The organism is Rhodococcus sp. 05-2256-B1, assembly GCF_002258465.1.
Taxonomy (GTDB): domain Bacteria; phylum Actinomycetota; class Actinomycetes; order Mycobacteriales; family Mycobacteriaceae; genus Rhodococcoides; species Rhodococcoides fascians.
Window position 1 is genome coordinate 209,090 of the sequence record NZ_NOZA01000030.1, and the last position, 13,104, is coordinate 222,193.

At 65.4% G+C, this 13,104-nt stretch carries 11 protein-coding genes and 1 pseudogene; 9 read left to right on the forward strand and 3 right to left on the reverse strand.

Annotation, left to right across the window (positions count from 1 at the left end):
* Window positions 1-122 precede the first annotated feature (122 nt).
* Both CH285_RS18125 and CH285_RS18130 read right to left on the reverse strand, forming a co-directional pair.
* Window positions 123-626: a DUF2505 domain-containing protein gene (locus CH285_RS18125; RefSeq protein WP_032365187.1), complete on the reverse strand. Its 504-nt coding sequence runs from the start codon at window positions 624-626 to the stop codon at window positions 123-125.
* A 45-nt stretch (window positions 627-671) separates the two neighbouring features.
* The gene (locus CH285_RS18130) at window positions 672-1,181 is read right to left on the reverse strand and encodes a DUF2505 domain-containing protein (protein WP_094643911.1); all 510 of its coding nucleotides are present in this window, start codon (window positions 1,179-1,181) and stop codon (window positions 672-674) included.
* Window positions 1,182-1,239: 58 nt separating this feature from the next.
* Here CH285_RS18130 and CH285_RS18135 point away from each other — a divergent pair, with 58 nt between their 5' ends.
* The 3 genes from CH285_RS18135 (at window position 1,240) to CH285_RS18145 (ending at window position 5,229) form a co-directional block, all read left to right on the forward strand.
* Window positions 1,240-2,256: a UDP-N-acetylmuramate dehydrogenase gene (locus CH285_RS18135; RefSeq protein ID WP_032399558.1), complete on the forward strand. Its 1,017-nt coding sequence runs from the start codon at window positions 1,240-1,242 to the stop codon at window positions 2,254-2,256.
* 61 nt (window positions 2,257-2,317) lie between these two features.
* Window positions 2,318-3,868 (forward strand): MBL fold metallo-hydrolase, encoded by a 1,551-nt coding sequence (locus tag CH285_RS18140; protein ID WP_094643912.1) that lies wholly within the window; start codon window positions 2,318-2,320, stop codon window positions 3,866-3,868.
* Between the two features lie 86 nt (window positions 3,869-3,954).
* The gene (locus CH285_RS18145) at window positions 3,955-5,229 is read left to right on the forward strand and encodes a L,D-transpeptidase (protein ID WP_373454742.1); all 1,275 of its coding nucleotides are present in this window, start codon (window positions 3,955-3,957) and stop codon (window positions 5,227-5,229) included.
* Window positions 5,230-5,288: 59 nt separating this feature from the next.
* On the opposite strand, the pseudogene CH285_RS18150 reads toward CH285_RS18145, so the two are convergent.
* Window positions 5,289-6,043 (reverse strand): annotated as a pseudogene (locus CH285_RS18150) (SDR family NAD(P)-dependent oxidoreductase).
* Between the two features lie 333 nt (window positions 6,044-6,376).
* Between CH285_RS18150 and CH285_RS18155 the strand changes: the two are divergent.
* The 6 genes from CH285_RS18155 to CH285_RS18180 all read left to right on the forward strand — a co-directional run bounded on the left by CH285_RS18155 (window position 6,377) and on the right by CH285_RS18180 (window position 13,094).
* On the forward strand, window positions 6,377-7,678 hold the full coding sequence (locus tag CH285_RS18155; protein WP_094643915.1) for an ROK family protein: 1,302 nt from the start codon (window positions 6,377-6,379) through the stop codon (window positions 7,676-7,678).
* Between the two features lie 11 nt (window positions 7,679-7,689).
* Window positions 7,690-8,538, forward strand: coding sequence for an alpha/beta fold hydrolase (locus CH285_RS18160; protein WP_094643916.1), 849 nt, complete (start codon window positions 7,690-7,692; stop codon window positions 8,536-8,538).
* A gap of 67 nt (window positions 8,539-8,605) precedes the next feature.
* On the forward strand, window positions 8,606-9,934 hold the full coding sequence (gene mshA, locus CH285_RS18165; RefSeq protein WP_176458519.1) for a D-inositol-3-phosphate glycosyltransferase: 1,329 nt from the start codon (window positions 8,606-8,608) through the stop codon (window positions 9,932-9,934).
* The gene (locus CH285_RS18170; protein ID WP_094643917.1) at window positions 9,931-10,437 is read left to right on the forward strand and encodes a YbjN domain-containing protein; all 507 of its coding nucleotides are present in this window, start codon (window positions 9,931-9,933) and stop codon (window positions 10,435-10,437) included. Before mshA ends, CH285_RS18170 begins: the two co-directional genes overlap by 4 nt.
* Window positions 10,438-10,494: 57 nt before the next feature.
* Window positions 10,495-11,925 (forward strand): nucleobase:cation symporter-2 family protein, encoded by a 1,431-nt coding sequence (locus CH285_RS18175; protein ID WP_094643918.1) that lies wholly within the window; start codon window positions 10,495-10,497, stop codon window positions 11,923-11,925.
* A gap of 77 nt (window positions 11,926-12,002) precedes the next feature.
* Window positions 12,003-13,094: a BMP family lipoprotein gene (locus tag CH285_RS18180; protein ID WP_228139285.1), complete on the forward strand. Its 1,092-nt coding sequence runs from the start codon at window positions 12,003-12,005 to the stop codon at window positions 13,092-13,094.
* The last annotated feature ends 10 nt before the right edge of the window (window positions 13,095-13,104 follow it).

A 13,104-nucleotide genomic window follows, 5' to 3' on the forward strand; every position in this document is an offset into this window, starting at 1 on the left:
CAACCGATTGATGCCGGTGGTGCCGCGGGTGATGACACCCTCAGGGGCAGGAGTGGAGCCTGCGGAACGACCCGGGTGGGGAGTGGAGCCTGCGGAACGACCCCTGTTCGGACTGTTCAGGGCTAGGCGTTCTTCTCGAGCCAGGTGGCGGTCACTTCGCCCTCGCCGCGCCACAGGTCGATGAGGTTGACGAGCATCAGTTGCTCGAGTTTGCCGCCGATGAACGGCAGGAACACCTTGGCCTCGGAGGACGTCCGCAGCGTCGAGCCACCGTTGGTGGGGAACAGTGACGTGGTGCCCTTCAGTGAGCCGGGTCCGGCCGGAATCGACGCGTCGTAGTGCCCCGCAGTGGTTTCCCCGTACGCGTCGAAATGCACGTTGCGGGTGATGACCATGTCTTTCTTCATCACCGTCTGTGCGATGTCGGGCAGTTCGGTACGGGGGATGACGTGGTGCATCACGATGTCGATTCCGGCGTCGGACACCTCGAAGCTCTTCAGCTCGTTCTCCGAATACTTACGCATCTCCTCGATACGCGCGTCCCAGTGCTCACGACTGGACAGCGCTGCATAGACCTGCTGCGTCGAGTGGGTGAACCGGGCGGAGTAGTTCATTCGGCGAGCCATAGTGCGCCAGGTTACCCAGGAGTGGAGCCTGCGGAACGACCAGGCTCAGCTGCTTGCTTGCGCGGCGATCCAGTTACCGGTGAAGTCCTGCTCGTTGTCGATGAGGGCGAGGACCTGCTCGCTGATCATCGCTTCGATCTTCCCGCCGAAGATGGGGACCTTGACCTCGGTGGTGCCGGCCAGCGCCACGGTGGTCGTCTCGCCCTTGCCGTCGAGGCTGGTGGTGCCGGCGATGCGCGCAGGTGCTCCTTCGACGGTTGCTCCGAAGGTGCCCGCGGCGTGGGTGCCGTCGAACTGTCCCCAGCTCTCGGTGCGTTCGATGATGAGGTCGCCCTTCTTGAAGGCTGTGACCGCGGACGGCAACTCTTCTTCGGGGACCGACTGGGTCATGACGACGTCGATGGTGCCGTCGCCGACGGTGACGCTCTTCAAGCTGGCACCGGGGCCGCCGATCTGCTCGATGCGGTCCTTCCAGTACTGCTCGGACGTCAGCGCTGCGTGGACCTTGTCGGCGGAGGCGGGCACAGTCGAGCTGTGCTCAATAGGGCGAGGCATCCCCGCAGGTTACCGGGTGACTGAGGACGTTCGTGCGCGACCGGTAGCGTGAGAGTCCGTGCCTACTGCAATTTCCGAACTCACCACCATCCGGGTGGGTGGCCCAGCCCGTGAATTCACCGTCGCGACGAACGCTGACGAGTTGGTCTCCCTGGTGCGTGACGCGGACCGTGCAGGGACGGATGTGCTGGTCATCGGCGGCGGATCCAACCTGGTCGTCGGCGACGACGGGTTCGACGGCCGGGTGGTTCGGGTGACTGGCTCGCGGTTGGAGATCGACGGCGAGCGGGTGACCGTGGACGCCGGTGTCGAGTGGGATGCCGTCGTACAGGCGACGATAGATGCCGGGCTGTCCGGGATGGAAGCGCTGTCGGGGATTCCTGGAACGACGGGCGCGACGCCCATTCAGAACGTCGGGGCCTACGGCGCGTCGACGTCGGAATTGCTGCACAGCCTCACCGTCTACGACCGGCAGACGCAAGAGACGGCAGTGTGGACGCCGGAGCAGTGCGGATTCGGAACGCATCGGTCGTCGGTGTTCAAGCGATCGTCGCGCTACGTGATTCTGGACGTGACGTTCGCGCTGAAGAAGACCACCGAATCGCTGCCGGTGCGCTACGCGGCGTTGTCGGAGCGGCTCGATGTGCAGATCGGCGACGTCGTTCCGGTACCGGACGTACGTGCAGCAGTGCTCGCGCTGCGCGGTGAACGTGGGATGGTGCTCGACGCGGCCGATCACGACACGTGGAGCGTGGGGTCGTTCTTCCTCAACCCGGTGTTGCCGGAGGTGCCGGAGCAGGCAACCCACGCGCCGAGCTTCCCCGATCCGGCCGGCACGAAGATTCCGGCCGCCTGGCTCATTCAGAACTCGGGATTCCCTCGGGGCTACGGCACCGAGTTCGGCCGCGGTACTGCGGCCCTGTCGACCAAACATGTACTCGCGATCACCAACCGGGGTGGGGCCACCGCGTCGGACATCATGGCTCTTGCCGCGCACGTCCGAGACGGTGTGCGAGAGAAGTTCGGGGTCACGCTGACCCCCGAGTGTGACCTCGTCAACTGCGCTCTGGGTTAGGGACGCTCGAAACGGCGCATACGATGGAGATTCGAGAGTTCGGCTCGTAGGAGGTAAGTCAGTGCAGGTCACCAGCGTGGGGCACGCGGGATTCCATATTCGGACCGAGGCGGGGAGCATCCTGTGCGATCCGTGGGTGAACCCGTCCTTCTACGCGTCGTGGTTCCCTTTCCCCGACAACTCGGGCCTGGACTGGGACGAGTTGGGTGATTGCGATTACCTCTACGTCTCGCACCTGCACAAGGATCACTTCGATCCCCGCAACCTGGCCGAACACGTCAACAAGGACGCGACGGTCCTGCTGCCGGACTACCCGGTGCTCGATCTCAAGCACGAGCTGGAGAAGCTCGGCTTCCACAAGTTCTACGAGACCACCGACTCGGTCAAGCACACGCTGACCGGGCCCAAGGGCGATCTCGACATCATGATCATCGCGCTCCGCGCGCCTGCCGACGGCCCGATCGGCGACTCCGGCCTGGTGGTGTCCGACGGGAAGACCGTCGCGTTCAACATGAACGACGCGCGGCCGGTGGACCTGGACATGATGACCGAGCAGTTCGGTCCCGTCGACGTCCACATGCTGCAGTATTCGGGCGCGATCTGGTACCCGATGGTCTACGACATGGTCTCGCGGGCGAAGCGAAACTTCGGTATCCAGAAGCGTCAGCGACAGATGGATCGTGCGCGTCAGTACATCGAGCAGGTCGGCTCCACGTGGGTCATTCCGTCCGCGGGCCCGCCGTGTTTCCTCGATGACGAACTGCGCTCGCTCAACGACGTCTACGGCGACCCGGCCAACGTGTTCCCGGACCAGATGGTGTTTCTCGAGCAGATGCGACTGCACGGGCACGACAAGGGTCTGCTGATGATTCCGGGCACGACGGCCACATTCGAGGGTTCGGATCTGAAGTCCCACGAGCATCCCATCCCCACGGCCGACGCCGAAGCCATCTTCACCACCGGCAAAGCCGACTACATCGAGGAATACGCCCAGCGTCAGGCGTCGGTCATCGCAGCCGAGAAGGCCGGCTGGGCACCGGCCGAGGGTGAGCCGCTGCTCGAGCCGCTGCGCGGACTGTTCGAGCCGATCATGGCTCAGACGGATCTGATCTGTGATGGCATCGGCTACCCCGTCGGGATCACGATGGGTGACGAGACGGTTGTGCTGGACTTCCCGAAAAGGATTGTCCGAGAGCCTATCTCGAACGAGAAGTTCCGATACAGCTTCACGATCCCGCCGGAACTCGTACGCACCGCAGTGCGTGATCAGGAGCCGGACTGGGTCAACTCGATCTTCCTGTCCACCCGGTTCCGGGCCCGACGCGTCGGCGGGTACAACGAATTCCTCTACACGTTCTTCAAGTGCCTCACCGACGAACGCATCGCCTACGCCGACGGCTGGTTCTCCGAGGCGCACGACGACACGGCCACCATCACGATGGGCGGCTACGAAATTCAACGTCGCTGCCCGCACCTGAAGGCGGACCTGACGAAGTTCGGCATCGTCGAGGGCAACAAGCTCACCTGCAACCTGCACGGCTGGGACTGGAACCTGGACTCGGGCCGCTGCCTGACGTCGAAGGGACACGAGCTGCGCTCGCAGAAGCTCTGACTCGTCGTCGACGGTTCGCTGTGAGACTGCCCCCAAAAACAGTGGGAAATGTGGGGTAGTTCGCAGACGCAGGTACGTTGGACAACGTGCATGAGCAGGTAGAACAGACAAAACGGACGCGCATGGTGTGGTTGGTCACCGTGCTCGTTGCACTGGTTGCGTTAGTAGCCGGCTGCACCGTCGGATCGGGCGACAAGAGCCCGGGTGCTTCGGCACCGACAACCGAGGCAGCGCCCGTCGCGCAGATCACCCAGAACCCGGCCGAGGGTGCCACCGACGTCAGCCCGGTGGCACCGATCTCGGTGTCGGTGACGAACGGATCGCTCACCCAGGTCGAGTTGACGAACCCGGACGGCAAGATCGTTCAGGGGGCACTGGCACCCGACAAGGCGTCCTACGCCGTCACCGAGCCACTCGGGTACGGGGTGAAATACACGTGGTCCGGTTCCGCCGTCGGCGCGGACAACAAGACCGTGCCGATCGAGGGCAGCTTCACCACCGTCGAACCGGACAGCCGCACCTCGGTGAGCACCAACATCGGCGACGGCCAGGAAGTCGGCATCGCAGCGCCGATCATCCTGCAGTTCGACTCGGCGATCGAGGACAAGGCAGCCGTCGAGAAGGCGCTGACCGTCACCACCAACCCGCCGACGCCCGGTGCTTGGGCGTGGTTCCCCGACGACAACGGCTCGCGCATCCACTGGCGCCCCACCAACTACTGGACGCCCGGCACGACGGTCTCGGTGAGCGCCAAGCTCTACGGCGTGAACTATGGCGACGGTGCCTACGGGGCCGACGACGTCACCCTCAACTTCAGCATCGGACGCAGTCAGGTCGTCGTCGCCGACGCCACCAGCCACCGCATGCAGGTGGTCCGCGACGGCGCGACGATCATGGACATTCCCGTCAGCTACGGCGAGGGCAACGAGGATCGCAACGTCACCCGCAGCGGCATCCACGTCGTCACCGAGAAGCACGAGGACTTCCTCATGTCGAACCCGCCGTTCTACGAGAACGTGCGCGAACGCTGGGCGGTGCGTATCTCCAACAATGGCGAGTTCATTCACGCCAACCCGCTGACCACCGGCGTGCAGGGCGCATCGAACGTCACGAACGGATGCATCAACCTCTCGACCGAGGACGCGCAGCAGTACTTCGGCACGGCGATGTACGGCGACCCGGTGGAGGTCACCGGCACCCGCATCGACCTCTCCGCAGCGGACGGTGACCTGTACGACTGGGCCATCGACTGGTCGACGTGGGAGTCGATGTCGGCGCTCCCTGCCGGCGGGGCACCAGCAACGACGACGCCTGCGACAACGGCACCCGCGACGACAACGGCACCTGCGCCCGCGGGGTAGAGCGCTGCGCGCATGTGAGTGGAACCTCGTAGCCCACTACGAAGTTCCACTCACATGGGTTACTTACGGGAGAAGCGCCCCGGACCGGCCTGATCGCGTGGCTTGATGATGATCTGGTCGAGATTGACGTGCGACGGGCGGGAGGCGACGAAGCCGATCACCTCGGCGATGTCGCTTGCGACCAACGGCGTGATGCCCTGGTAGACCGCGTTGGCCTTGGCCGCGTCACCGTCGAAGCGGACGAGTGAGAATTCGGTTTCCACGGCACCCGGTGCAACCTCGGTCAACCGCACCGGTTTGCCGAGCAGCTCGCCGCGCAGCGTCCGATGCAGTACGGCCTGAGCATGTTTGGCGGAGGTGTAACCCGAGCCGTTGTCGTACGCCTCGAATGCCGCGACGGAGGTGATGGTGACGATCAGGCCGTCGCCGGAATCGATCAGCTTGGGCAGCAACGCTTTCGTGACGCGCAGTGTGCCGAGAACGTTGGTCTCCCACATCAGCGCCAGTCGTCGAGGTCGGCGTCGATCACCGGGGCCAATCCCTTTGCGCCACCGGCATTGTTGATCAGGACGTCGACGCGGGGGATGACGGCGGTGAAGGCGGCCACCGAATCCTCGTCCGTCACATCGAGTTCCAGGGCGGTGCCGCCGATCTCCGAGGCCAGTTCTTCGAGTCGGTCGAGCCTGCGTGCGCCGATGACGACGTGGAATCCGTCGGCGGCGAGTTGGCGCGCAGTGGCCGCGCCGATGCCGGAACTCGCTCCGGTGACGACGGCGATGCGGGTATCGGGTGCGATGTGTTCGGGCGAGGTCATGGAGAAATTCTAGTTCGGGAGAAACAGCGCATCCGGACGGGCCCGATTGGACAATCGGGCTTCGAGTGCTAATTTTGGGTTCATGTCCGCCAGCGAGACCACCGCGATGCGGGTCACCTATGTGACCGCGTCCCTCGGGTCTCGCCTCCCGCTTCCTCGGGAATTGTGTTGCCTCGGCCAAGGAACCTGTCTCTAGCCTTCTCGCGCTACGGGCAGTCGATTCGCGTGACGTGGACCTCTCCGGTCCGCCTCACCCCTTGACCTGCATCACTTCGCTCTTTCGTCGACGTTGCACACGAGACGAGAGTTTTCCACTGCTGAGGAACACGACGGATGTCCGTATCCACGCTGCACCACCACTCTCGCCCCACCGCGCTGCGCTCGCCGGCGCGGTCCACCTCCCACGCCCCGCTGCGATCGCGGGTCCAGCTCGTCGCGCCCGATCTTCGGATTGTCGACAGTCCCGCGGCGTCGGTACTGCGGGTAGCATGCGTCGAGGGCCCGATCTCGCGTGACAGCGCCGCGCGCACAACGGGTTTGAGCATTGCCACGGTCAATCGTCAGGTGTCTGCTCTGCTCGGCGTCGGATTGCTGCGCGAGCGCGCAGACCTCACGGCCGCCGGTGCGATCGGACGACCCCGCGTGCCGTTCGAGGTCAATCACGAGCCGTTCTCGACCATCGGGATCCATATCGGTGCCGTCGTCACCGGGATCATCGTCAGCGACCCGCGCGGAAAGATCCTGGGGGCTGTGGAGATTCCCACGCCCAGCGGGTCCGCCGATGCGGCGCTCGCCTCGATCACCCGCAGCGCCGGGGCCTTCGCCGGCAGATGGCATCGGCGCACCCCACTGTGGGTGGGGGTTGCCCTCGGCGGCCGTGTCGACACGACGACCGGCACCGTTGATCATCCGCGTCTGGGCTGGGAGAACGCCCAGGTGGCGGGCGTCATCGGCGGTGGGTTGGGGCTACCGATCTCTGTTTCCGGCCACGTCGAAGCGATGGCGGCGTCGGAACTTCTGCTCGCGCCCCGCGTATCGGACGCCGCTGCTCCGCCGAGCAGCACCGGCACCTCGCTCTACTTCTATGCACGCGAAAGCGCAGGCATGGCGCTGACGATCGACGGCCGCGTGCACACTCCGTCCAGCGGACCCGGGTCGATCGCTCACCTGCCCACCGGCTCGTCGGTGCTGTGCAGCTGCGGCAACCGGGGCTGCCTCGAAGCGGCCGTCAGCGATCGCGCGATCGTGACCGCGGCGATCGACCGCAGAATTTTCGCGAGCGTAGCCCGCGGAGCCCGGCCGACTGTCTCCGCCGTGTACCGAGCCGCGACCGACGGCTCGGAGGCGGCCCGGGAATTGCTCGTCGAGCGGGCCGTCACGTTGGGTCGGACGGTCGCCCTGTTACGCGACATGTTCAATCCGGATCGAGTGGTACTCGGTGGCCAGGCGTTCACGGCGTACCCCGCCGGGATTCCGCACGTGGGGGAGGCCTTCGCCGCCAATTCGACGTTGCCGCGCAGGGACATTCGGGTCACCGGATTCGGCGACCGGGTGCAGGAATTCGCCGCAACGGTGGTTTCGCTCAGTTCCCTGTACTCGGATCCACTGGCCTCGATGCGCCGAGCAGCCGCGTAAGTTGACCCCACATGAGCACCCCTGCAGCAGGACCGGTTCGGCAGGCCACCGGCATCGACGGAACGAACATCGTCTATCGCGTCACCGGTGACCCGGCGGCGAGACCGCTGGTTCTGCTGCACGGGTGGGCACAGAGTTCGGCGTGCTGGGGCGACGGGCTGCTGGCCGATCTCTCCTCGCGCTACCGCGTCGTTGCCGTCGACCTGCGTGGACATGGCTACTCCGATGCCCCCGCGACTGGATACGACGACTCGAAGATCTGGGCCGGGGACGTGGCCGCGGTGCTGGACGCCGAGAACATCACCGCAGGCGCAGTGCTGCTGGGCTGGTCGTACGGCGGGCTGGTGATCTGCGATTATCTCGCAACCCACGGCTCGGACGCGATCGCGGGCATCGTGCTCGTGGGCGCGATCACGAGTATCGGCAGAGGCGAGGCAGGCGGACGGGTGGGCACGGCCATGCGGGCGGCGATCCCCGGGGCGATGGCCGAGGAACCGCGTATCGCGATCAAGGCACTGGGTAGTTTCGGTAACGCGTTGACGGGCCCTGTCGAGGGAAAGGGCACCGAGGCGCAGGCCCTGTTCGGGCTGACCCTGTCCACCCGGCCGAGGGTTCGCGCCGCGTTGTTCGATCGCGCCGTCGGCCACGACGAGCTGCTGCGCAACCTCGATGTCCCCGCCTTCGTGCTGCACGGAACCGACGACACCGTCGTCGATGTCTCGGCCGGTCGGCACGCCGCGGACCTCATTCCCGGAGCCGGCGCGTCGTACTGGGACGGCGTCGACCACGGCCCGTTCGTCGCCGATCCCGAGCGCTTTCTCGGCGAGGTGAGCGAATTCGTCGACGGTCTGGACGGGTGAGCAAAAGCGCAGGCCGTGCGAAGCGGCAGACGTGGCGACGTAATGTGGAGGCGTGCACGCTGAAGAAGTGACTGGACGCCGGCTGAACAGGGTCGCTGTGTTGTCCTTGCATACCTCCCCGCTGGCGCAGCCCGGAACGGGCGATGCCGGGGGAATGAACGTCTACGTACTGCAGAGCGCCAAGCAGTTGGCCGAACGCGGCGTCGAGGTCGAGATATTCACCCGCGCGACGTCGTCGAGCGACGCGCCGGTCGTCGAGGCGGCTCCCGGGGTGCTGGTACGTAACATCGTCGCGGGGCCGTTCGAGGGTCTGGACAAACACGACCTGCCCACTCAACTGTGTGCGTTCGCGGCCGGGGTGCTCCGCGAGGAAGCTCGGCACGAGCCCGGCTACTACGACCTGGTTCATTCGCACTACTGGCTGTCGGGTCAGGTGGGGTGGTTGGCACGTGACCGCTGGGGAGTGCCGTTGGTGCACACGGCGCACACCCTCGCCGCCGTCAAGAACGCGTCCCTGGCTCAGGGCGACGCACCCGAGCCCGCGGCCCGTCAGATCGGTGAGCAGCAGGTGGTCGCCGAGGCCGATCGATTGATCGCCAACACCACCGAGGAAGCGAAATCGCTCGTCGAGATCTACGGGGCTCGGCAGGAGTCGATCGACGTGGTTGCCCCGGGAGCCGATCTGGCGCAATACAATCCGGGAGACAAGCGGTCCGCACGTGCCGCACTCGGACTCTCGCAGGACGAGGCCGTCGTCGCGTTCGTCGGGCGGATCCAACCGCTCAAGGCCCCCGACGTTCTGGTCGCAGCGGCTGCCGAAGTGCTGCAACGACATCCGAGCATGCCGCTGCGGATCCTGATCGTCGGCGGGCCGTCCGGCAGCGGGTTGGACCGACCCGACAGTCTGATCGATCTGGCCGATACGCTCGGGATCACCCCGCACGTGACGTTCATGCCGCCGCAGCCGTCCGCGCGCCTGGCGCAGGTGTACCGAGCCGCCGATCTCGTGGCGGTGCCGAGCTACAACGAATCGTTCGGCCTGGTGGCGATCGAAGCCCAGGCCTGCGGAACACCGGTTCTCGCAGCAGATGTCGGCGGGCTCGGTGTCGCGGTGCGATCCGGTGAAACCGGGCGACTGGTGCAGGGACACCGCATCACGGACTGGGCCGACGCGTTGGCGTCGATGCTCGTCGATCGAGCGGCGTTGTCCGAGATGGCAATTGCCGCACCGCTCCATGCGCGAAACTTCTCGTGGGAACACACCGCGGACGGCCTGATCGAGAGCTACCGGCAGGCCCGATTCCACTTCGATCGAGGCGAGGCACCGAGTGAATTCTCGCCGCGACGAGTCCGAGGATTGTCGAAATTGCGCAGATCGGGAGCAGTGACTGCATGAGCGAAACCGCCGAACTGATCGACCGGGTCCTGAAGGATCGCGAACTGGACTACACGCGGCGCGGCGAGGTGTTCACCGTCGAACTGCCCGGGGAACGCAAACTGAAGACGACGACGATGTTGACCGTCGGACACCACGGGGTGCGCATCGAGGCGTTCGTCTGCCGCAAGCCCGACGAGAACTTCGAGGGCGTCTACAAATACCTGCTGCGTCGCAACCGTCGGCTGTACGGAGTGCATTACACGATCGACAAGGTCGGCGACATCTACCTGGTGGGCCGAATGTCGTTGCGCGCCGTCGACGGTGACGAACTCGATCGGATCTTCGGTCAGACCCTCGAGGCGGCCGACGGCGACTTCAACGTGTTGCTCGAGCTGGGATTCGCGGAGTCGATCATGCGCGAATGGGCCTGGCGTGTGTCGCGCGGTGAATCGCTCGCGAATCTGAAGGCGTTCGAGCACCTGGTGGCCAGTGGCAGCAGCGACGAGCCGGAACATCCGTAACTCGCCGGAAACGGCTGGGTATTGCCCTCGGTAACGTCCGGTTCCTAGCCTGAGGTCATGACCAGGCCCGAGGACACTCGCCCGCCGCTGCTGCAGATGTTCGGCTACGGCATGCAGCACATCCTGTCCATGTTCGGCGGTGTCATCGCCGTCCCGATCATCGTGGGCGGAGCAGCGGGCCTGTCCGGGGCCGATCAAGCGCTGCTCATCTCGTGCGCGCTGTTCGTCAGTGGTGTCGCGACCGTGCTGCAGACCGTCGGAGTTCCCTTCTTCGGCTCGCAACTGCCGCTGGTGCAAGGCATCTCGTTTGCATCGGTGTCGACGGTGCTGACCATCATCGGCAGCGCCGAGGACGGTAGAACCGGACTGCGCACGGTCCTCGGGGCCGTCCTGGTGGCCGCGCTGATCGGTTTGGCCATCGCCCCGTTCTTCTCGAAGATCGTCCGCTTCTTCCCACCCCTGGTGACCGGAAGCATCATCACCGTCATCGGGCTGTCGCTGATGCCGGTCGCCGCACGCTGGATCACCGGCCAGGAAATGGTGGGCGGTGCGCCGAACCCCCAGTACCTGGACCCCGGCAACATCGGACTGGCGATGTTCACCCTGCTCGCGGTGCTGGTGATGACCAAGATCAAGGTGCTCTCGCGCCTGTCCATCCTGCTCGGGCTCGTCGTCGGGACGATCGCAGCACTGATCGTGGGCAAGACGGACTTCGGCGGCGTCGGTGATGCCGCGGTGGTCGCGGTGCCCACCCCGTTCGCCTTCGGCTCGCCGATCTTCGCCGTCGGCGCGATCGTGTCGATGACGATCGTGATCCTGGTGGTGATGGTGGAGACCACGGCCGACATCCTGGCCGTGGGAGAGGTCGTCGGAACCGACGTCGACTCCCGACGTGTAGGCGACGGATTGCGCGCAGACATGGTCTCCTCGGCCGTCGCCCCCATCTTCAACACGTTTCCGGCGACGGCGTTCGCACAGAACGTGGGACTGGTTGCGATGACCGGCATCAAGAGCCGCTTCGTCGTCGCCCTGGGCGGCGGCGTGCTTGCGCTGCTGGGTCTTTCGCCGGTTCTCGCGGCGGTGGTCGGCGTGGTTCCGCTGCCCGTGCTCGGCGGTGCCGGAATCGCCCTGTTCGGAACCGTCGCCGCCAGTGGAATCCGCACCCTCGGCAAGGTGAACTACGACAACAACGCCAACGTCGTCATCGTGGCGGTGACCTTGGCTTTCGGTCTCATTCCTGTTGTTGCGAGCGACTTCTGGGACGAGTTCCCGGACTGGTTCGTCACGGTGTTCCATTCCGGAATCAGTGCCGCAAGCATTGTCGCAGTGGTGCTCAACGTATTCTTCAACGTATTCAAGCCCGGTACGCCGTCGAATCCATCGGTGGTCGCCGCGGGCCCGGCAGTGATGGTGCGCGAGGACGAAGCACGGGTACTCGGCAAAGGCGGAACCTTGACCGGCAAGGTCGCGCCCGACACCGATACCTGAGTGAAATCCTGCGCACCCAGGTTCGCGCGAGTACCGTCCCGAAACAGACGAAACACACATCGATATTGGAGGACATCTTGTCATTCGTTACCCGCACGAGTACGCGGAAGGCAGCACTCGGCGGCGTCGCGTCGCTCGGTGCCATCGCCCTGATCGCAGGCTGTGGATCCGCACCCGAGAACGAAGGATCCGGCGGGGGCGGCTCGAGTGACTTCCTGCCCTGCATGGTCTCCGACAGTGGCGGATTCGACGACAAGTCGTTCAACCAGCTCGGTTTCGAAGGACTCACCGAGGCAGCAGGCGAGCTCGGCGTCGAGCCGCGCACCGTCGAGTCCACGTCGCCCACCGACTACGCCCCCAACATCAACAACCTCGTCGATCAGGGCTGCAACCTGATCGTCACCGTCGGATTCGACCTGGCCGACGCCACCAAGGTCGCGGCCGAGGCCAACACCGACATCGATTTCGCGATCATCGACGACTCCTCGATCGATCTGCCGAACGTCAAGCCGCTGACCTACGACGCGTCGCAGTCGGCATTCCTGGCCGGTTACGCCGCCGCCAGCTACAGCAAGACCGGAGTCGTCGGCACCTTCGGCGGCTCGCAGCTGCCGACCGTCACCATCTTCATGGACGGTTTCGCCGACGGTGTGAACTACTTCAACGAGCAGAAGGGCAAGGCAGTCCGCGTCATCGGCTGGGACGTGCCTTCCCAGAACGGCTCGTTCACCGGCGGATTCACCGCCAACGAGGTCGCCAAGAACACCGCCCAGGGCCTGATCGACCAGAACGCCGACGTCATCTTCCCGGTCGGTGGACCCATCTATCAGAGTGCGGCGCAGGCCATTCGGGACTCCTCTCGTCCGGTCGCGCTGATCGGTGCGGATGCCGACGTCTTCGAGTCGGACCCATCTGTCGGCGACCTGCTGCTCACCTCGGTGACCAAGGGCCTCAAGACCAGTGTCGACGAGGTAGTGGCCAACTCCGGTGCAGACAAGTTCGACAACAGCCCGTACGTGGGCACCCTCGAGAACGACGGCGTCGGCATCGCGCCGTTCCACGACTTCGAGTCCCAGGTCGACCCCGCACTGCAGGGCGAACTGGACACGATCAAGGCCGGCATCGTCGACGGGTCCATCACCGTCGAATCGCCGTCGGCACCCAAGTAGCCTCGGTCGT

Bases quoted from the DNA above. Each gene is read 5' to 3' on its own strand.
- CH285_RS18155 (WP_094643915.1), top strand. From the start codon at position 6,377: ATGTCCGTATCCACGCTGCACCACCACTCTCGCCCCACCGCGCTGCGC.
- CH285_RS18125 (WP_032365187.1), bottom strand. From the start codon at position 626: ATGGCTCGCCGAATGAACTACTCCGCCCGGTTCACCCACTCGACGCAG.
- CH285_RS18160 (WP_094643916.1), top strand. From the start codon at position 7,690: ATGAGCACCCCTGCAGCAGGACCGGTTCGGCAGGCCACCGGCATCGAC.
- CH285_RS18170 (WP_094643917.1), top strand. From the start codon at position 9,931: ATGAGCGAAACCGCCGAACTGATCGACCGGGTCCTGAAGGATCGCGAA.
- CH285_RS18175 (WP_094643918.1), top strand. From the start codon at position 10,495: ATGACCAGGCCCGAGGACACTCGCCCGCCGCTGCTGCAGATGTTCGGC.
- CH285_RS18130 (WP_094643911.1), bottom strand. From the start codon at position 1,181: ATGCCTCGCCCTATTGAGCACAGCTCGACTGTGCCCGCCTCCGCCGAC.